Raw genomic sequence first — 18313 nt, forward strand, 5'->3', positions numbered from 1 at the left:
GAACTGGCCGGCCGCGACGCTGTCGGTGTCGGCATGCGCGACCGGCGCGTCGTCGACGATGGTGATGGTCAGGTTGCTGCCGCTGAGGGGCGTGTCGCCGTCCTTGTCGGTGACGCTGACCGGGACGCTGATGGTGGTGTTGTTGGTGTCGCCGGTGTTGTCGAGCAGCGTGTAGGTGTAGTGGATCTGGCTGGTGGCGGCATCGTACCAGGCCGTCAGCGTTCCGGTGGAGTTGGCGAGCACGGTGGTGGCCGTGGCCGCGCTTGTTCCGGTGACCGCCGTGTTGTTGAGCGATACCGAGGCGACACCGTCGACCGATGTCACCGCGATCACGCCCGAGGCCGTGGTGTCGGTGGCGCCGATATGCGAGCCCGCGGGCTCGGTCGAGTTGCGCGCGGGCAGGCCCGCCTCATAGACCGTGGTCACGCCGTCGCCGGCCGCCGGCAGGGTGTAGGTCGGCGTGGAGTCTTCGATATGGATCGTCAGCGTCGCCGTCGATGTGTCGGTGTCGCCGTCCTTGAGCGTGTAGGTGAAGACGTCGTTGACGCCGCCGGCCGAGCCGGCGTTGCGGGTGTAGCTGTACTGTCCGCTGGCATCGATGGTCAGCGTGCCGTACTGGCCGTTGATGATGGTGCTGCCGTTGATGTCGAGGCCGGCGCCGCCGACATTGTCGCTCTGGATGTGGCTGACGCTGGCGCCGTCGGCGCCCTGGGTGTCGGCACCCGCCGCGCCGGAGGTCGTGCCGGTGCCGGTGATGACGTTGCCGGCCTCGGCCGTGAACTGGCCGGCCGCGACGCTGTCGGTGTCGGCATGCGCGACCGGCGCGTCGTCGACGATGGTGATGGTCAGGTTGCCGGGAGGCGCCGCATCGCCGTCGGCGTCCGTCACGCCAACCACGAAAGTGACGCTCGTGTTGTCGCCAGAGGTGTTGTTGGCAAGTGTATAGGAGTAATTGATCGTGCCGATACCGGTGGCGGCATCGAAGGCATAGCTCGCCGTCAGCGAACCCGTGGCGTCGGTGAAGGTCTGCGGCACCGTAGTCAGGGCATGGCCGCCGAGCGTGACCTGCGATACGCCGTCGGGCGACGTGAAGCCGATAGTCCCGGAGGTCATCTCCGAGTTGGAACCAAAGGCCGAACCGGCGGGTTCGCCATTGTGTGCAGGCAAGCCAGCTTCGGAGACGGTCGCCTCCCCGATGAGCCCGATCGACGGTATGGAATTTGGCCTGACAAGGCCCGTGAAGAGCTCGCGGTTATCCGGCTGACCGAACTGGAGGTCGGTTGGCGGCAGCAATGCCGACAGTCCAAATCCGTCGCCGATGCCGCCGGCAGGCTGTTCGAAATTTCCACCAGCGCTGCTTTGCGAGCCATTTCCGCCAGCCGAGATCGACCCGTCCGCGCCGAAGGCGACATCGATGTGGCTTGCCTCGAGCGCCGCGATCAAGGCAACGCGCGGCACCTCGACGTCACCGATGACGAAGGTCGGCACATTCAAGGCGCCGTCCTTGATGACGATGACGGAGCCGTCCGCCTGTTCAAGCAAGAGGTTGTGACCATCGACCTTGATGTTGTCGATCGAAACATTGGCCGGGAGTTTGACGATGTTGCTCGCGTCGGCGGCGTATTCATGCGGGATATTTGCCGCCGGTGGAGCATTCACGGGCGCGCCGCCACCGACATCGACCGGCACGGGTTCGGCCGCGGCCGGTGCGGTTTGAGCCGGCGCCGCTGCCTGGTCCGCCGGGGCGGCTTGAGCAATCTGCACCTGCGCTGTCAGATCATGATGATCGCCGGAGACGTGATGCTCGTCCCACGAACCCGAAACGTTGTCCAACTCAATACTGGTCGCCATAGCTAAAACCCCTCCGGCATTTCCCGGAAAGAGACAGGCGATGCGTCGGTTTTGCAACGGTCCGTCAATCTATTCTATATATTTGGATATGCCTTCGATAAGCTTTTTTACGCTTGGTAAATGGCCTACATATAATGAGTTATATCTCACCTGAGAGGATGAGTTCAGTAGCCGGTATCGGTGGGGAGTTTTGGTAAACAGAAGTATAAATGTGAATAAAATTTTACACAAAATAGCTGATGCATATTTTTGGAAAGTTACCCACCTTCCTTTCCAGTAATTTGAGACAGGGTTGGTAGCGTCCACAGTCAAAGGTGGGCGTTATGAAAAAACAAAAAAATGTTCCGGGAACAACCCGAATCAAACTGCTCCTGCTGGCGGCTGGCATCGCCGGCCTGGTGCAGCCGGCCCTTGCCGGCCAGGTTTTCAAGGGTTCCCTTCCCGGGAAGCCGGCCCTGGAGACGGTTCAGGCGCCGCCTTGTCTCGGCGGCATCTCCCTGCAGCGGTATCAATCCTGGCAGCCCGCCGCACCTTATCAGGTCAGCATTGGCCAGCTCGACATTGGCCAGATCGGTATCGCATTGAACGGCTACGGTCGCGTTCCCGCGGATAGTGGAACCGGCACGTCGACGGCGCAGGACAACCCCGGTATCGACCCCATGCAGACGGCGACGATCATCCCGGGTGTGTTCGGGTCGGTTGCCCTGTCCATGCATAATTTTCCCGTTTCGGCGCGCTGGGCACCCGTCTACCGGGCCATATCCAGTTGCACGCCGGACAGCGATTGCGGACGCAAGAGCCAGATTTTCGCCAACATCGTCTCGATCGCCCGGGGCAAGCCCTTCAGCGAAAAACTGTCGTTCGTCAACAGCAGCATCAATCACTTCATCGCCTACAAAAGCGACATCGACGTATACGGCAAGCTCGACTATTGGGCGAAACCTTCGGAGGTTCTTGCAAATCGCGCTGGCGACTGCGAGGATTTTGCCATTCTCAAGATGACGGCGTTGCTGCAGGCGGGTATTCCGGCGCAAAGCATGTCGCTGGTGGTGCTCCAGGATCGCAAGCGCAGGTTCTTTCATGCCGTGCTTGCGGTAAGCACCGCAAGCGGCGCGTTCATTCTGGACAGCCTTGGCAACAAGGTCCTCAGGGATAGCGACCTCCCGGACTATCAGCCGCTGTATTCGTTCAGCACCGACCGGGCCTGGATTCACGGGACGAAAGCCGGTGCCGCGCAAGTGGCCGACCTCAAGGGTGGCTTCCAGTCGGTCGCACCCGGCGAGGGTTTGACGGATGGTCAGTGACAGCCAGGGCGGACGCCTCCAATCCGCATTGAGCAGTCAGCCGTTGAAGACAAACGCCATCAACAGTTCGGGCTCCAGCACAGGCGCGCGCACCGCGTTCAACTGGCCTCGATAGCGACGTTCGCCGGCGCCAATCACGAAGCCGCTTGTCACCGGGGTTTCGCCGTTGGCGTCGAGGCGCGCGAATATGTCGGCCACACCGATGTCCAATGCCAGCTTGAGGTCTTGGCGCGCGTCATCGTTCGGCGTCATGGGCAGCTGACGCTTGACCAATTGCTGGAAAGCCGCATTGAACGTCAGGATCTTCTTCGACGATGCAAGAGCGAAGGCGGGCGAGGGACAAGCGACCAGAATGGCGTTGACCGTTTTGATCGATGCCAGCTTGCGCAAAGTCAGGTTTTCGTTGGCAAGTGCGCGTATGCAAGCCACCCGAATTGCCGACGTCAGGTTTCCCGTCTCGGAGTGATTGCCAGCGATTTCGTCAATCAGCATACCGATCGTGCATCGCCTGTTCTCCGCCATCTGCTTGAGCGAAATCCAGAAAGCCCGCTCCAGCCGTATGCCGCGCCGTACGCCACCGCGCGTCACAACCCGGAATTCCAGCCCAAAATCCTCTGTTGCGAGGGGCAGGAGCGGCCGGGCACCTTGGGGTGGAGGGGAGGAGGCGACGCTATCGTTCACTCATTGCCTCCTCTCGCGCCTTGTTGATCGGTTTCAAAAGGTAGGTCAGGATTGTCTTGCGCCCGGTCTTGATGTCGACCGAACAGATCATGCCGGGGATGATCGAATAGGCCTTTCCATCTCTCTCGAGCGTCGACTTTTCGGTGGCAACACGAACCTGGTAGTACGGCTCTCCGGTTTTCTGGTCGACAAGGCTGTCCGCGGTGATGTTGGAGACTTTGCCTTCGATGCCGCCGAAGATCGAGAAATCGTAGGCGGTGACCTTTATCAGGGCATCCTGATCCGGGCGGATAAAGGCGACGTCGCGTGGCGAAACACGCGCTTCGACCAGCAATGTCTCGGAAGTGGGCACGATTCCGGCAACGATGGCCCCTGGCTGCACGAAGGCGCCAACCGTGTTCAGCTCCAGCGTGTTGACGATGCCGTCCACGGGAGAGCGGATGTCGGTGCGTGCGACCTTGTCGGTTGCACCGCGGATGGTCTCATCCACCACCGAAAGATCAGCTAGCGCCTGTGTCAGATCACCCAGCGCTTCCTGCTTCAACTGCAGGCCCAGCTCATCGACCTGGAGCTGGGCTTCGGTGATCGCCGACTTGGCTTTCCTTATCGTCTCGCCGGCCAAATTCAACTGGCCGTTGAGTTCGGTTTGCTGCTGCTCGGCCTTCAGCTGCTCGGTTCTGGCCATCAAGCCTTTCTTTGCCATCGACTCGACCAGCTTCGTCTGCTGGTCGCTTACCGCCAGGTTCTTGATCAGGCGCTCGGAATTGGCGTTCGCCTCGTCCAGTTCCCTTTGGCGCTGGTCGAGGCGCGACTTGAGTACCGACAGCTTGTTGTCAAAGTTCTCGCGCCGGGCGACGAGCAGGTTTTGCTCATTGTCGCAAATTTGCGGAGCAACCGACTGTATGTCCTGGGGGCAAGGGAACGAGCCCGCGAGATTGCCGGTCTGTTCGTATTTGAGCCTGGCGATGCGCGCTTCAAGCGCACGCGCCTTCGCCTGCTGTTCACCGAGACTGGAGGTATTCAACGTGTTGTCGAGGCGTATGATAAGATCGTTCTTTTTGACGATTTGGCCGATCTGCACCGCTATTTCCTGAACGACACCGGGCTCGCTGGCTTGAATGATCTGGGTCTTCGAGGCCGGTATGACCTTGCCGTCACCGCGCGCGATTTCGTCCACCTCGGCAAAGGACGCCCAAGCAATAAATGCGACAAAGAGCGCCGCTATGATGAATATGGACGCCGTCGCAAAAAGCGGCGGGCGGTCTTCCCTTGCAAGCATTTCCCATGCCCCATTACGTCGAGACCGGGCTCGACATGGTTCTCTTCTTCAGGCGCTGTTTTTCTGTAGCGCTTGAATGACTTGTTCTTTCGGTCCATCGGCAACGATCCGGCCTTGGTCGATGACAATAAGCCGTTCGGCCAACTCGAGCATGCTGAAGCGGTGGGTTGAGACGATCAGCGTCGTATCCCGGTCAAAAGCCGATTTGAGCTGTTTTATCAGCTGCCGCTCCGAGGCCAGATCCATCGAGCCCGACGGCTCGTCCAAGAAGACAATTTTCGGTTTGGTCAAAAGCAGTCGTGCAATCGCCACGGTCTGCCTCTGACCTCCGGAGAGATTGGTGCCTCGCTCGCCGACATTCATGTCGTAGCCGCGCGGGTGGCGAGAGACAAATTCATCGACGCCGGCGGCCTTGGCGGCTTCGATGATCTGCTCGTCGGTTGCTTCCGGATGTGCCATCAGGAGGTTTTCCTTGATGGTGCCCGAAAACAGATCGCCGGCCTGCGCGACAATGCCTACGGCGCGGCGCACCTCCGAAGGGTGATACTGGCGGATATCGATGCCATCCAGCAAAAGCTCTCCAGAGGTCGGCAGGAAAAGCCTGCCGATCAGCCGCCCCATCGTCGTCTTGCCCGATCCTATGCGGCCGATGATGCCGATCCGCTCTCCCGGCTTCACCGGGAAATTCAGGCCGGACAACACCTCGTTTTCCGAACCGGGATAGACGAACCCGACATTCTTGAACACCATCGCGCCGTTGCGGATGGGGCGGTTGACGAAGCCAACCGTGTCCGGCCGGTCCTCCGGCTGAGCCATGATCGAGTTCACCATCCTCAACGAGAGCATGGCCTGGCGAAACCTGGACAGGGTGATTGCGATCTGGCCGAGCGGAGCCACGGCACGGCTCGCCAGCATCACCGTTCCTATGATCGCTCCTGTCGAGACGTGCCCTTCGGAAAAGGCATAGGCGCCAGCCACGACCAGGGCGACGGTCACCAGCTGCTGAATGGCTTGGGTGATGTTTCCCGCGGCCGCCGAAAGCTGCTTGATCTTCTCGGATGTGTTGGCGGCGTTCTTCGAGTGCTCTCCCCATTTCCTCAAGAGATACGCTTCGGCGCGCAGCGACTTGATTGTTTCCAGAGTGGAAATGGACTCGACCAGCAGGGCCTGGCGTTGCGAAGCCTCGTTCATCGAGGCGGCCACCCGCTTGCCGATGCGCCGCTGCGTGACCAGGCCAACTATGACGGATGCGATGAAGGCCAGCGCCGGTATGATTACCAGCCATCCGCCGATCGCGTAGATGACGAGCAGAAAGACGAAGACGAAGGCCGTATCGATGAAGACGCTGATGGTGTTCGAGGTAAAGAACTCTCGCACGAACTCATATTGAGTGACCCGATTTGCGTATTCGCCGGTCGAGCCGGGGCGCGCCGACAGCGACGAGTTGAGCACCTTTTCGAACAAAAGATACGATATCCGAAGATCGGCCTTTCGTCCGGCATAGTCGATCAGCGAAGCCCGCGCCGTCTTCAGAAGCAGGTCGAACAGGATGACAGCGCCGATCCCGATCGCCAGCACCCAGAGCGTGGATATCGCCTTGTTGGGCAATATCCTGTCATAGACGTTCATGGTGAAGATCGGGGAGGCAATGGCCAGAAGATTGATGAATATCGCCGACAAGACGACCTTCGAATAGGTGCGCCAGAAAGCGCCCATCGTACCCGTCAGCCAATGGCGCCGTTCGATTTTCTGCGCCGAACCGACGTTCATTGCTTCGGTGGCGTTGGCGTAGGTGATTGAGAAGGACGCGCCGCCGCTGATGTAACTCGCGGCCAGCTCAGACCGGCCCATGGTCGTGCGCCCGTCTTCCTGCGGGGCGGTGAGATAGTCTCCGCCGTCGATCTCCGACAGCAAGGCAATGGGCAATTGACTGGCACGGAAGAGAATCGCCGGAAGATCGACACGACCGCTCAGGAAGTCGCGGTGATTGAACTCCTTGACCTCGAGGCCGATGCGCTCGGCAAGATGCCTGATCTCGGCGATCTCGATGCGCGTCTCTGAAACAGGCACCCCGGCAAAAAGCACGGTTTCCGCGCTCGGCCGGCCGAGATAGGCGGCAACCGCCGAAAAGCAGGCCTTGAAGGCCTCTTTAGGGGTCAGGATATTTGGCTGCTTGTTCACGACCCGTCCGCCAGGACTTCAGTCAAACCTCATTTCTTCCTTACCGGGGCCAGGATGTCGAAAGGCAGATCGTTCTTCTGCTCCGACGGCGTCCGTGCATAGGTTTCGGTCTCCGCTGTCGGCGGAACGGCAAACTCTGTCTGCGCATAGGCCGTGGCCTGTTTGGCCGGCTGAATATCCATCGTCTTCAGAAGCTGTCCCGTCGCTGCCAGCAGGCGATATTGGGCGAACAGCGAGGCATACGAGGCGGTATCGGCCAGCGTCGCCGTGTTGAAACGCGTATTCTGCGCGTCAAGCACGTCGAGCAGCGAGCGCTGCCCAACCTTGAACTGTTCGCGATACGACGCGACCAGCCTCTCATTGGTGGCGGCCTGCAGCTTCAGGGTCTTTGCCAGATCGGCTTGCCGGAAGCGGCGATCCCACGAAGTGCGGACAGCCTCCTCGATTTCGCGCAGGACCTGATGCAGGGCAAGCCGCTGTTCGCTGGTGCGACGGATCTGCTCCTGCTCATTGGCCTTGTCTATCCCGCCCCGATAGAGGTTCCAGCGCAACACCAGGCGCGCCTGCAGGTCGGATGTGTCGCCGTTGTCGCCGTCGATATCGTATCCGGCCCGTGCAGTGCCTTCGGCGACAATCGAAGGGCCGTATTTCGCCCGGGCCGCGTCGACCAGCGAGGCCGCAGCGTCGATATCGCTGTTGGCCATGTGGACGCGTGGGTTGTTCTGCCGCGCCAAGCCCAGCGCATCATCCAGCGATTTCGGCAGCGCAGCGGAAACATCGCCTGGCCTCGACGCATTGGTCAGCGGCTTCCCGACAGTCTTGAAGAACCGTATCCTCGAAGCCTCCAGCTCTTCCGAGGCTTCCTGCATGCGGGCCTTGGCCGCAAACAGCCGCTCCTCGGCCTGTTGCCGATCGGCTTCGTTCAATCCGCCGCCCGCAATACCTTCCTTGATGTCGTGGAGAATTGCTTGATGGAACCCCAGGTTTTTCTTCGCTTCGGTGACGATTGAACCCTGCAGCATATATTCAAGATAGTCCTGGACAACCGAGAGCCCGATGAATTCGGACCGCTCCAGCACGCGGAACGAAGCGCCATCGACCCGCGAGGCTTGACGGTTCATCTCGGCCCGCCTTGCGCCGCTGTCATAGACCGTCTGCGAAACCACGACATCGGCCTCGGTCGGATACAGGCTGTCCTTGTCGATGGAAAGCGCGCGGCGGGACGAGTTGTCGAGGCGGCGAGCCCCGGCCGATGCTTCCACGTCCACACTGGGAAGATAGAGCCCTTTCGCCTGACGCAATTCGAATTCGATCGCCTCGCGGTTTTCGATGGCCTGGCCGATCTCGGGATTGGACTCCACGGCGACCGCCATGGCTTCCTTCAGCGTCAGGGCATCGGCACTGCCGCAAGCCAGAAGCGATACCGTCACCAAAAGACCAAGGCGCTTGCCAATGGTCGAAGAACCTGTCGTCTTCATTTTCCCACCCACGTTTCCCGCGCCTTTTTTGAAGAGCGCTGCAACCCAAACTACCCCAGCTGGCTTTGCTCAATATCCGGCAAAATCGCATATTGCGTTAGTATTTACTGATTTAGTTATACTAGAAGGGGCGATTCCGAGCATAAGTTTGGGGAATGTAGCAAAAATGGCACATAACCCGAACCCGCTGAGGTTGTGAGTGAAGGCCGCCGGCGTGAACAAGGGCGCTGCAAGAAAGCGCGAAGTTCTTGGCAGCAGATTCCCGGTGGTGCGCGGAGGGGATCTTCGCCCGCACTTGCCGACCGTTGCCGATACAAATGCAAAACGTCCCGTTAAGTCTCGCGCAACCCATGTGGCGTAATCTGCCGCCAGATTGCGAGGGCATCATGAAGCGCAAACCACTCTTACTTTTCGCCTTTCCGGCTTTTGTCCTGCTGATCCTGGCGACAGAGCGAATAGCCACGGTCCTGCTCGGAACCTATCCAGCAAGCGCCGATATGTGGAGGATCTGGCTTGCCTTGCACCCGTCGTCCGGCATGTTCTGGCAACAGGTCGATTTCTATCTGGCGGGGTCGATGGGCCTGGACTTTGCCTTGCTGGGCGCCGTCCTGGGAGTCTGCTGGGTGGCATGTCGGGCCAGAAGCTCGGCGGCTTTCTTTCTTGCCAACCATGGCACCTTGATCGTCGCGGCATCGATGATTTTCATCGGCGGCCACTCGCAGACCGCGAGCACCATTGCCGCGTTTACAGCGCCGAGCGGTTTTCAATTCTCACTGGTGATGGACTTCACCTGGCTGAACGGCCTGCTGTCGGTCATGGGAGTGGCGGCGTGCGCCTATTGTCACTTTGCCTATCTGGGTGAGCTCAGGATGCGCGTTGAATCGCGGCGTGTCCGGGTTCTGGCACTGCAGAGAGATTTCTAGCCGGGCGCCGGCCGTTCGCCGCGCTGTACCGCCAGTGCAGACCCTAAAGCGCGTCGCGCCGAAACGGATTCAGACGACACGCTTCAGTTTTTTGTTTCCATGCATGCCGTTGTGCCAAAACCGAGATCACTTTTGGGCGGCAATGCATCAGTTTATCTTGTGGTAGGTGACCTTGCCCTCGGGGGATACGATCCGCTGATAGTTGGAGTTTGGCGCCGGAGGCAACGCCGGAGCCGGCTTCCTTCGAGCTGCCCGCGGCAGGTCCTCGATAGCAGGCTGGGCGTCCGGTTCGGAGGCGCTGGCAACTGCCGCCGGCGCTTCGACGGGCGGGGAAAGCTCGACGACGCGCGGCTCGTCGCCACCGTGATTTCCCGACATTTCGGGTGCCTGCCGGGCGATGTTGGCGTTGACCTCGCCGAAGCTCGCCCGCAGCCGATCATCCAACGCCTCGAACCGGCTTTGAAATCCGTTGTTGACCGTATCCAGCCGCGCGCTCATTCGCTGCTCGAACTGGCCGAGGTCCTCCAGCCGCGCCTCAAGCGCGCGCAGATCGTTGATGCCACGATAGAGATAGACGGCCGCGGTGGCGTTCAGAAGAGCAAACAGCGTCAGGCCGACACAAACGGCAACGGCAAGTCTGGACCGGCTCTTCTCCTTGTCGAGCAATAACGGTTCTACCGCTGCCACCAGTTCGTCCGGATCGCTGATCGTCGTCATTGGACCACCACCTTGGTGCCGACCGGCACGCGCCTGAAAAGATCGATGACATCGGTATTGGTCAGGCGAAAACAGCCCGACGTCCCGTCGAAACCCACGCCGGAAGGGTCGTTGGTGCCATGGATGCGATACAGCGTGTCGCGACCATCCCGTAGCAGATAGAGCGCCCTGGCGCCGAGCGGATTGTACGGCCCCGCGGGAACCATCTCCGGCAACTCCGGCTGCCGGGCACGCATTTCCCTGGGCGGCCGCCATTCGGGCCATTCCGTCTTTGCACCCACCTGGACCGTACCCGTCCAGCCAAATCCATCCCGTCCGACACTGATCTGGTAGCGTAGCGCCTTGCCCTGGCCGGTCACCAGGTAGAGCGCTTTTTCCTGCTTGCGGATGATGATGGTTCCAACGTTCTCGGCGGTGGGAAACGCCACCATCTTGCGCAGGCTGGGGCCCATGGCCGGCAATGGCGGGCGGCTGCCCGCCGACGCGATCTGTGCGGCGGCAAGCACCAGCGCCAGGCCGACAAGGCAGGCGGCTGCCAGCCGAAAGCGGGGATGGCTAGCGGGCCGCATCGCCGAGCCGCTCCCGGAACATCTTCTTCAGATCCTTGTTGAAGCGCGCCCGCCCATCCACTTCCGACGGCAGCATCGCGCGATTCAAGGCGTCGGCCAGCAGCGCATTGTCGAGGGCGACCGACTTGATGTGCGGCGCCTTGAAGATCTTCTCCAGTTCGCTGCGCGAGAAGTGGTTGCCGAACCATTTGCGCTTGTGCTTGTTGGCCACCAGGGTGATGTTGACGGCATTGCCGCGCAGCTCACGGATCTTCTTGTAGAGCCGTTTGCCTTGCCGCAGCGAAGCGACATTGAGTTCGAAGACGATGAAAATCTCGTCGCTCGTCGACAGCACGGAATCGTGCCAGGGCGTTTCGAGGTTGGGCAGGTCGATGACGATGTCGTCGAACCGGTAGGCGACAAGGTCCAGCAGCCGGAAGACGAAATCGGCGCCCTGCGGCTCGAATGGCAGTTGCGGCCGCTCGAAGGCATAGAGGGTGAGGCCGGACGGTCGCGACAGCTTGATGACGTCCATGAGCTCGACATCGAGCCGATCCGGCTGGCCGATTATGCCGGCAAGATCGAACTGGTTGAACAGGTTGAGATAGGCGCCGCAATTGGCGCTCTGGAAATCGAGATCGACCAGGCAGGTCGATGCCGCGCGTTCGGCCGATTTCGAGGCCAGGAACTCCGCCGCCGAGAGCGCCAGCGTCGTGGCACCCGCGCCGCCGCTGGCGCTGATGAAGGTGATGATGCGGCTCTTCGCCCCCTGGCTGCCGGTGTCGTGGAAGGTGACGGCGTTCAGCAGTTCCTTGCCGTCGAGCGGCTTGTGCAGCCAGTCGGAGGCGTTCATGCGCACCAGCACGCGCGTCTGCTCCGAGGTCAACTCATTGGAAACCGCGATCAGCGGCACGGTCGCCCACAGCGCGCGCGCCTCGACGATGCCAGGACTGGCGAGCAATTCGCCATCGCCGAGATCGAGGATGACGATGCCCGGGCGCGTATCGGCGGGCGGCCCCTTGAGGAAATCACCGGTCGCCGAGATCCGCACGTCATAGATCGCCAGCGCATCGAGCCGCGTTGTGACATCCCGCTTGAAATTCGGATCCGACGAAAACAGCGCGACCTGCTTTCGCTTGGTGGGCAGAACCTTGGTGTTGATGGCGTTCATGGCGATGTACTCTTCAAATCTTCGCCCGTAACCGTGCTGAGCATCGAGGGCATGGCCATATTATCTAGCCCGAGCAGTCCGCCCAGGAAGAAAAAGTGGTAATTCACGTTCTGTAGGCTGACGGAGATGGTCGGCACCGAGCCTCCCAAACGGGTCTGATATCCAAGGCCGGTGGCGGTGTATCGGATAACGACGTTCGCGGGCAGCAGAAATGGGAAGAAATGGCACATGCCTGGCCGTTGTCCCGTGGCAAGACCAGGACAGGTACCCGCGCCGGTCGCGTCACCTTGAAAGATTCGATTGAAATTTGCTGCCGTCCAGACGCCAGCAACACAATTCGCTCCGCTGCAACTGCAAGTCGAAGTCGCGCCGTCGCAGATATAGTCAAAAGAACCGGCCACCACAGGAGCTCCTGGCGTCGTGGTTGCACCAGCCGTCGAAATTTGCGGTGCGATCGGGTCGGAAATGGAGGCTAATCGTGCTCCCGCCTGCACTGCCTTGGTCGCGCCGTTCCACTGGTAGAGCGCGAAACCGAAATCGACGAAGCCGAGGGTGAGAGTAAGCAGCAGCGTCATCGCGATGGCCATCTCGACCATCGTTGTGCCGTCCTCTGATGTTACGAACCGTCTAAACATCATCAAAATCGGATCAACCGCTCCTGATGACTGCCGCCGAGCGTGATTGAGCCGACGCCGACGAGCGACAGCATGCCTAAGTCGCTGTAATGGAAGCTTGTGGACGCGGTGACGATGCATACCTGCGACGTAGTGGAAAAATATAGAACAGTGCCGTTGGCGGCGATCGTGTTCTGGCATGTAGCGGGATCGGCGATGCTTACTGTCACATCGGACTTCTTCCAGCCGTCGACGCGCTTGAGATCCGTTGGTTGCCCGTTTATCTTGCCATATACAGCTATGCTTGCTGCAATATCGGCGCAGTCGATGGCCGCCAGGTTAGCGTCGGTATACAACTGACTGTTGCAGCGGGCGGCGAAGCGGGCTGCGTCGGTGAGCCCGGCCTCCACCAGAAATTTATCATGGATGAAGCGGCCGAATTCGAACACGCCCGCCGAGAGCAGCACCATCAGCGGCGCGACGAGAGCCATCTCGATCAGCACGGTGCCGCGCTGTTCCAGACAAAATCGTCTTAGATAGCGAGGAAGCATTTTTGTCATTGCCCTCACCGGTACAACTGCGCTTCGTCACGCAGGAAATTGTCGAGCGTGCTTTGTCCGCCACGGCCTGTGATGTCGACGAGTTCTACAAAGACCGATCCTCCGCTTGCCGCGCCCGCAACTGGCTCTGTCATGAAGAAACTTGCGAAGGCTTCGACCGGAAGGTTGGTGCTATTGCCGCTTAGATTGTTGCCGGCAGCCTGCAGCGCATTGCAGTTGAGGATCGCTCCATAAAGCAAGCGGCGATCGACTGAGGTGACCGGCGGCTGGCATGCGTTGGGAGGTGTCCCCACCTCGCCGCCCGCGGAAGCTGTTCCGACCAGATTGTTCGCGTTTTCGTATTTATAGACCTGATAGCGGGTCGGCTTTGTGGTATCCCAGGAAGCGGGATAGCCGGCTGCACCGAAATTGGCGCTCCAATAACCGGATAAATTCCAATTTCCGTCACCCATTCGGCCGCCCATATAGGGTGTAGTCGCATCGCGGGGCAGGCCCATGTTGGGCGCGCCGAATGTCAATTGGTTATAGGAAGGGCACTGGTTGCCGTTGCCGTTGCCGTTGCCGTTGCCCCCCGGGATAGCTCCCTTTCGGACATTCGACGCGGGACCATATTCGGCACTGTTGAAGGCATTTCCGCTGGCCTGGATGCCAAAGCGGACGTTAAATGCGTCCTGCACCGGACCGTTGTTCTGGCCGGTCTTCGTGCTTACGCCCTGCGCCGAGTAGCAGCCGCGAGGCGTCGACGTGGCTATCGTTTCGGCAAGCGCCTGCGCGCCGTGACCGACATCATCCGGCGGTTGCAGGAACCCGAAATTGCCAGGCCCGTAAGCGGCATTGTTGCCCACCAGCCGAAGTTCGATAAGCCGGCGATGGACCGCTGGGTCCGTCGCTGCCTGTTCGAGCGTCACACCACCCGCCGAATTGGTGCCGTTTACCATCTCGTATGGGTTGCACATGAAGACTGGTGTGTAGTTGCAGACGCCGGATGTGAAGCCCGCTACCGAAACAGCTCCGAAAGTGAAGCCATTGGCAGCCGTGTTCCCCCCAATAAAAGAGATCGGGAAGATGGTTGTTAAAGTTTCGGGTTGGGCTTCCACCATGATGAAGCGAGTCACGGATGCTGAGGCCGCATAGTTGGCCGACGTAATCAGGTCGGAATCGTTTGCGGGGATACTCGCCAGAAAACACCATGATATTTGCCCTCTTGAGCGGCAGGCCGAATAGGTCGCATTGACACTGGTCGTGCCACTGCCCGGCAGGGTGACGATGCCTCCATCGGAGAATGTGGTGGTGTTCGAAATCAGATTTCCGAGGGCGTTCTCGGCGCGAGCCCATGCATCGGTTCTGCCGTTCAACTCGGCCGCGGCGGCAAGCGCCAACGCGTCAGTGCCCTTTTGTATATCATTGTGCAGGTTGTTGATCCGGCTCATGTCAATCGCCAGCAGGGAAAAGCCGATGATCGCCGGCAGCGTGACGCTGAACAAAATCAGCGCTATTCCCCTCTGATCGTGCCAGAACGCGCGAAGAATCCGCAACATGGCCCTGCCCTTTACTTTCCCTTGCGCCAAGATCCTCGTCTTGCTTAGCGCTGAAGTCGCATCCTTCCGTTCAATTTGACGGTGTGGTCACACCCGACCCGCCGACATTGACCGTGATCGCCGGCGGCGGCGGCGGCGGCGGCGGAAATTTGTAGTTGTGCGCAACAGCGGCGGCGCGCGTGCCGTCGCCTTCGATATGTGTGTTTCTGGAGGCCGGATTGAGCGGATCGACCGTCTGCAGCATCGAGTTGAACTTCTGCGTATCACCGGCAGCCAAGGTCACCGTGTCGTAATGGTTCAGATAGTCCGCGGCGCAGCCCGAAAGCGCACCGGCGCACAAGAGAATGATCAAGACGCTATTTCTTGACATAGAGCATCTTGTCCTTCGATTTGAAGTCGAGCATGTGGCCATAGGGGCCGGTGACGCCGTCGCCGGTTTCATATTTCCGGATCATGTCCTTGTTCACCTCGAGCTGGCCGAGCAGGAAGAATTCCGGATCATTCGCTGGCCGCGTCTTGTCGAAGGGCGTCGCCAACTGCTCGCCAGGCTTCACTGGCCGCACGAGATGCGGCGTGACGACGACGACCAGTTCGGTCTCTTCCTTTTGGTTGCTCGAATTGCGGAACAGCGCCCCGATGACAGGCACCTGGCCGAGCCATGGCACCTGGTTCTGAAGCTTGGTGGTCTTGCTGGACAGGAGCCCGCCGACCGCGAAGCTCTGGCCGTCGCGCAGCTCGACGACTGTCGACAGTTTGCGATTGGTGAAAATCGGATCGCCGGCGGTGGTGAAGCCGGTCAGATCGCTGACCTCCGGCGCCAACTGGATGTGGATCTTGTCGTCGGCGAGCACGATCGGCGTGAACAGAAGATTGACGCCGAACTGCTTGTATTCGATCTGAACCTGGCCGTTCTTGTCGACGCTGCGGATAGGCACCTGGCCACCGGCGTTGAAACTGGCCGGTTCGCCGGAAAGCGTGGTGAGGTTTGGCTCGGCAAGCGTGCGTACCACGCCCTTTGCCTCGAGCGCTTCGATATACAGGTCGACCTTGATGTTGCTGTCGATGACACGCGTAAGCAACGCCCCGAATGGAGTGGAGTTGGAGAGGAGGCCGCTGAGCAGATCCCCGGTGCCGAGCACTACGTTGTCTTTGTCAACTGCCGCGATGCCGGTTCCGACTTGAGTCGTGCCTCTGCTGTTCGTGGTCTTGATTGACACGCCGAGATCACGGCCGGCGTTGCGCTTGGCTTCCAGCACACGCACTTCGAGATTGACCTGCTGGCTGTCGTCGACGGTGACGGCATTGATGATGGCGTCGGGGCCATATTGCTGGGCCACTTCCATGATTGCCGCCAGTGTGGCGCCGTCCTTGACATGGCCGCCAAGCCGCACCCTGCCGTTGACCGAGCCGATCTCGATACGCGACCTTGGCGAAACCTGGCGGATCGCCGCCGCCATGTCGCTGACGTCAACGCCGACCTCGATCTGGATGACGCCGAGCGAGCGCTTGTCCGTGGAGAAGAGATTGACCGTGGTGGTGCCGGCGCCCTTGCCGATGACATAGAGCGTGCGGTCGGTCATCGGCTGGGCATCGGCGATCTTCTCGTCGCCGACGACGATGTCGCCGAGATTGGCATTCACCTGGATCGTCACCGATTGCGACATCGGCAGGAAGACGCGATGGACGCTGGGGCTCGACACGTCGATGAAGCGGTCGGCAGCATCGGCCGCAAGGCTCGATAGCAACAGCGCCGCCATACAGGACAACGCGGCCGCCGCCATCCTCCAAAAACCCTGCATCCCCGTCTCCCCAATCGCTGCCAGTGGCAGCCCAATTTCGTTCGCCGCGCCTTTGTTATGGTTGTCGCGGCACGTCATATGTCTCGAGCTTCACGCCCCGGAAAACGCCCACCGTCACCTGTGCCGGCGGAGCGGGCTGTACATATTTGACCACTTCCTTGACGACCTCGTGCACTTCGGGCGCCGAGGCCACAACCGGCACCGGCTTGACCTTGCTCAACTGGTCGAGCTTGTTGCCCACCCGGTCCACGGCCTGGGCCAATCCCGCGATCTTGTCGTCGGCGCGCTTGCGGTCATCTTCTGTATGCTTGCGCTCCTCGGCGGCCGCGGCGTCGGCCGCCGCCTGTTTCTCGAGTTCGGCCTGCCGCTTCGCAACATCGGCCGGCGTTTCGCCGGTCAGGTCCGAGAGCGTCACCCGTTCCGTCATCTCGCCCTTGCTGGCGGCGGCCTGGCGAAGCGCCAGCGAGAGCTGGCCGGCGCCGGCCGCCAAGGTGAGCTTCTGTGCATCCTTGGTGCTGGCCTCGAGCGTTACCGCCTTCACCACAGTCGGACTGTCCTTGCTCTCATCGGCAACCTGGTCGACGGCAAGCACCTTCATGCCCTGCAACAGCACGTCGACAAAGCTCTTGTCCGCCCCGTCACTGTCGCGCACCGTGCGAGTCAGCAAAACATCGACGCGGTCTCCCGGGAAGACGAAGCCGGCGACGCCGAGCACATCGTTGACCCGTATGGAAACAGCTTTCATCCCTTCGCCGAGCACCGCTGAAAGCGTGGCGCGCTGGCCGGGACCCGTGATCTTGGTGGCGAGTATCGGTTCGTTGACGCCGATTGTTTGGAGGGCCTGTCTTGCACCTTCACCAGCCAGTGCTTCCTTCGTTGTCTTGAAGGCGCCTGTTGGAATCGCACCTGCCGGCCATGCGATTTCGCGCAGCTTGTCTACCGAAAGCGCGTCACCGAATTTCAGCGGCACCGCTGCAACCACCACAGTGTCCCGCTGGGTGCCATTTGCTTCCGCCATGGCGCTGCGCTGACCGGCCAACCAGATGTTGGCAAGCACCACCGCCAGCACGCCGAAGACGCCGGCGAGGACGATCATAATAAGCGTGTTGGCGCGCATGGACCCGACCCCCAAAATCCATAATGCGGGAGTTCACCCGCTAACGATGATGTCAGGCCCGGTTCGGACGACCCGGGCCTGAATTCACAACTCAACTGGTGGCGGCGGCGCAAGTGGTATTGCCAGCAGCACCGTGACCATTGAGCGCACTGCAAAGCCCGGTGAACTGACCGGTTACCCATATGCCGATTCCAATGATGATCAGGATCGACGCGGCGGCGATAATACCGATGAGGATGGAATATTCGACCATAGCAGCGCCGTTTTCGTCGTCGCGGAACTGCCGGGTCATCGTCATGAGCTTCTTCATGTCAATTTCTCCCTTTGGAGGTTGAACCCGACGAGACAGAGCCAAGGATGAACTCCATACCCAAGCATCCCCCGTCCTCTCGATCCTAGGTCCCGAGAAATTGCGGAGTCAAACGGGATTAACGGTTCCTTAACTTCCCAATACATGAACTCTCGAGTTGAGCGCGGCCTTAAATTTGAGCAAGAGCTTGATTCGTTTAATTTTTCAAGCGTCCTTAACCATTCGTTCACAATTATGCATTC

General features: G+C 60.4%; 17 protein-coding genes. 2 read left to right on the plus strand and 15 right to left on the minus strand.

What is annotated here, in order from left to right; translation table 11 throughout:
• Positions 1–1851: Ig-like domain-containing protein (locus tag FJ938_RS26385; protein ID WP_210243430.1), on the minus strand; the 1851-nt coding region annotated here is incomplete at its 3' end.
• 323 nt (positions 1852–2174) lie between these two features.
• Between FJ938_RS26385 and FJ938_RS26390 the strand changes: the two genes are divergently transcribed.
• The gene (locus tag FJ938_RS26390; protein ID WP_140698976.1) at positions 2175–3155 is read left to right on the plus strand and encodes a transglutaminase-like cysteine peptidase; all 981 of its coding nucleotides are present in this window, start codon (positions 2175–2177) and stop codon (positions 3153–3155) included.
• A 36-nt stretch (positions 3156–3191) separates the two neighbouring features.
• Here the strand turns inward: FJ938_RS26390 and FJ938_RS26395 are convergent, their stop codons facing one another.
• The 4 genes from FJ938_RS26395 to FJ938_RS26410 are packed head-to-tail and all read right to left on the minus strand — an operon-like array spanning position 3192 to position 8774.
• Complete coding sequence (locus tag FJ938_RS26395) at positions 3192–3836, minus strand: ribbon-helix-helix domain-containing protein (RefSeq protein ID WP_140613016.1); 645 nt, start codon at positions 3834–3836, stop codon at positions 3192–3194.
• Positions 3826–5115 (minus strand): HlyD family type I secretion periplasmic adaptor subunit, encoded by a 1290-nt coding sequence (locus FJ938_RS26400; RefSeq protein WP_140613017.1) that lies wholly within the window; start codon positions 5113–5115, stop codon positions 3826–3828. The genes FJ938_RS26395 and FJ938_RS26400 overlap by 11 nt, the downstream gene beginning before the upstream one ends.
• Positions 5116–5163: 48 nt before the next feature.
• On the minus strand, positions 5164–7296 hold the full coding sequence (locus FJ938_RS26405) for a type I secretion system permease/ATPase (RefSeq protein ID WP_140698979.1): 2133 nt from the start codon (positions 7294–7296) through the stop codon (positions 5164–5166).
• 29 nt (positions 7297–7325) lie between these two features.
• Positions 7326–8774 (minus strand): TolC family protein, encoded by a 1449-nt coding sequence (locus tag FJ938_RS26410; protein ID WP_140698982.1) that lies wholly within the window; start codon positions 8772–8774, stop codon positions 7326–7328.
• A gap of 386 nt (positions 8775–9160) precedes the next feature.
• On the opposite strand from FJ938_RS26410, the gene FJ938_RS26415 reads away from it, so the two are divergent.
• Positions 9161–9697, plus strand: coding sequence for a hypothetical protein (locus FJ938_RS26415; protein WP_140698985.1), 537 nt, complete (start codon positions 9161–9163; stop codon positions 9695–9697).
• 147 nt (positions 9698–9844) lie between these two features.
• Here FJ938_RS26415 and FJ938_RS26420 read toward each other — a convergent pair whose 3' ends face one another.
• The 10 genes from FJ938_RS26420 to FJ938_RS26465 all read right to left on the minus strand — a co-directional run bounded on the left by FJ938_RS26420 (position 9845) and on the right by FJ938_RS26465 (position 18071).
• The gene (locus FJ938_RS26420) at positions 9845–10414 is read right to left on the minus strand and encodes a hypothetical protein (RefSeq protein WP_140698988.1); all 570 of its coding nucleotides are present in this window, start codon (positions 10412–10414) and stop codon (positions 9845–9847) included.
• Positions 10411–10983: a L,D-transpeptidase gene (locus FJ938_RS26425; RefSeq protein WP_140698991.1), complete on the minus strand. Its 573-nt coding sequence runs from the start codon at positions 10981–10983 to the stop codon at positions 10411–10413. The genes FJ938_RS26420 and FJ938_RS26425 overlap by 4 nt, the downstream gene beginning before the upstream one ends.
• Entirely contained in the window at positions 10970–12133 is a 1164-nt protein-coding gene (locus FJ938_RS26430; RefSeq protein WP_140698994.1) for an AAA family ATPase, read from the minus strand. Before FJ938_RS26430 ends, FJ938_RS26425 begins: the two co-directional genes overlap by 14 nt.
• Complete coding sequence (locus tag FJ938_RS26435; protein ID WP_246673547.1) at positions 12130–12729, minus strand: TadE/TadG family type IV pilus assembly protein; 600 nt, start codon at positions 12727–12729, stop codon at positions 12130–12132. Before FJ938_RS26435 ends, FJ938_RS26430 begins: the two co-directional genes overlap by 4 nt.
• 41 nt (positions 12730–12770) lie before the next feature.
• Entirely contained in the window at positions 12771–13307 is a 537-nt protein-coding gene (locus FJ938_RS26440; RefSeq protein ID WP_140698997.1) for a TadE/TadG family type IV pilus assembly protein, read from the minus strand.
• Between the two features lie 5 nt (positions 13308–13312).
• Positions 13313–14845, minus strand: coding sequence for a pilus assembly protein TadG-related protein (locus FJ938_RS26445; protein ID WP_140699000.1), 1533 nt, complete (start codon positions 14843–14845; stop codon positions 13313–13315).
• Positions 14846–14915: 70 nt separating this feature from the next.
• Entirely contained in the window at positions 14916–15197 is a 282-nt protein-coding gene (locus FJ938_RS26450; RefSeq protein ID WP_246673549.1) for a hypothetical protein, read from the minus strand.
• Between the two features lie 4 nt (positions 15198–15201).
• The gene (locus FJ938_RS26455; protein WP_140699005.1) at positions 15202–16644 is read right to left on the minus strand and encodes a type II and III secretion system protein family protein; all 1443 of its coding nucleotides are present in this window, start codon (positions 16642–16644) and stop codon (positions 15202–15204) included.
• A gap of 55 nt (positions 16645–16699) precedes the next feature.
• Entirely contained in the window at positions 16700–17761 is a 1062-nt protein-coding gene (cpaB, locus tag FJ938_RS26460; RefSeq protein ID WP_140699008.1) for a Flp pilus assembly protein CpaB, read from the minus strand.
• A 91-nt stretch (positions 17762–17852) separates the two neighbouring features.
• The gene (locus FJ938_RS26465; protein WP_140699011.1) at positions 17853–18071 is read right to left on the minus strand and encodes a Flp family type IVb pilin; all 219 of its coding nucleotides are present in this window, start codon (positions 18069–18071) and stop codon (positions 17853–17855) included.
• Between the last annotated feature and the right edge of the window lie 242 nt (positions 18072–18313).

The organism is Mesorhizobium sp. B2-4-14 (genome assembly GCF_006442155.1).
Taxonomy (GTDB): domain Bacteria; phylum Pseudomonadota; class Alphaproteobacteria; order Rhizobiales; family Rhizobiaceae; genus Mesorhizobium.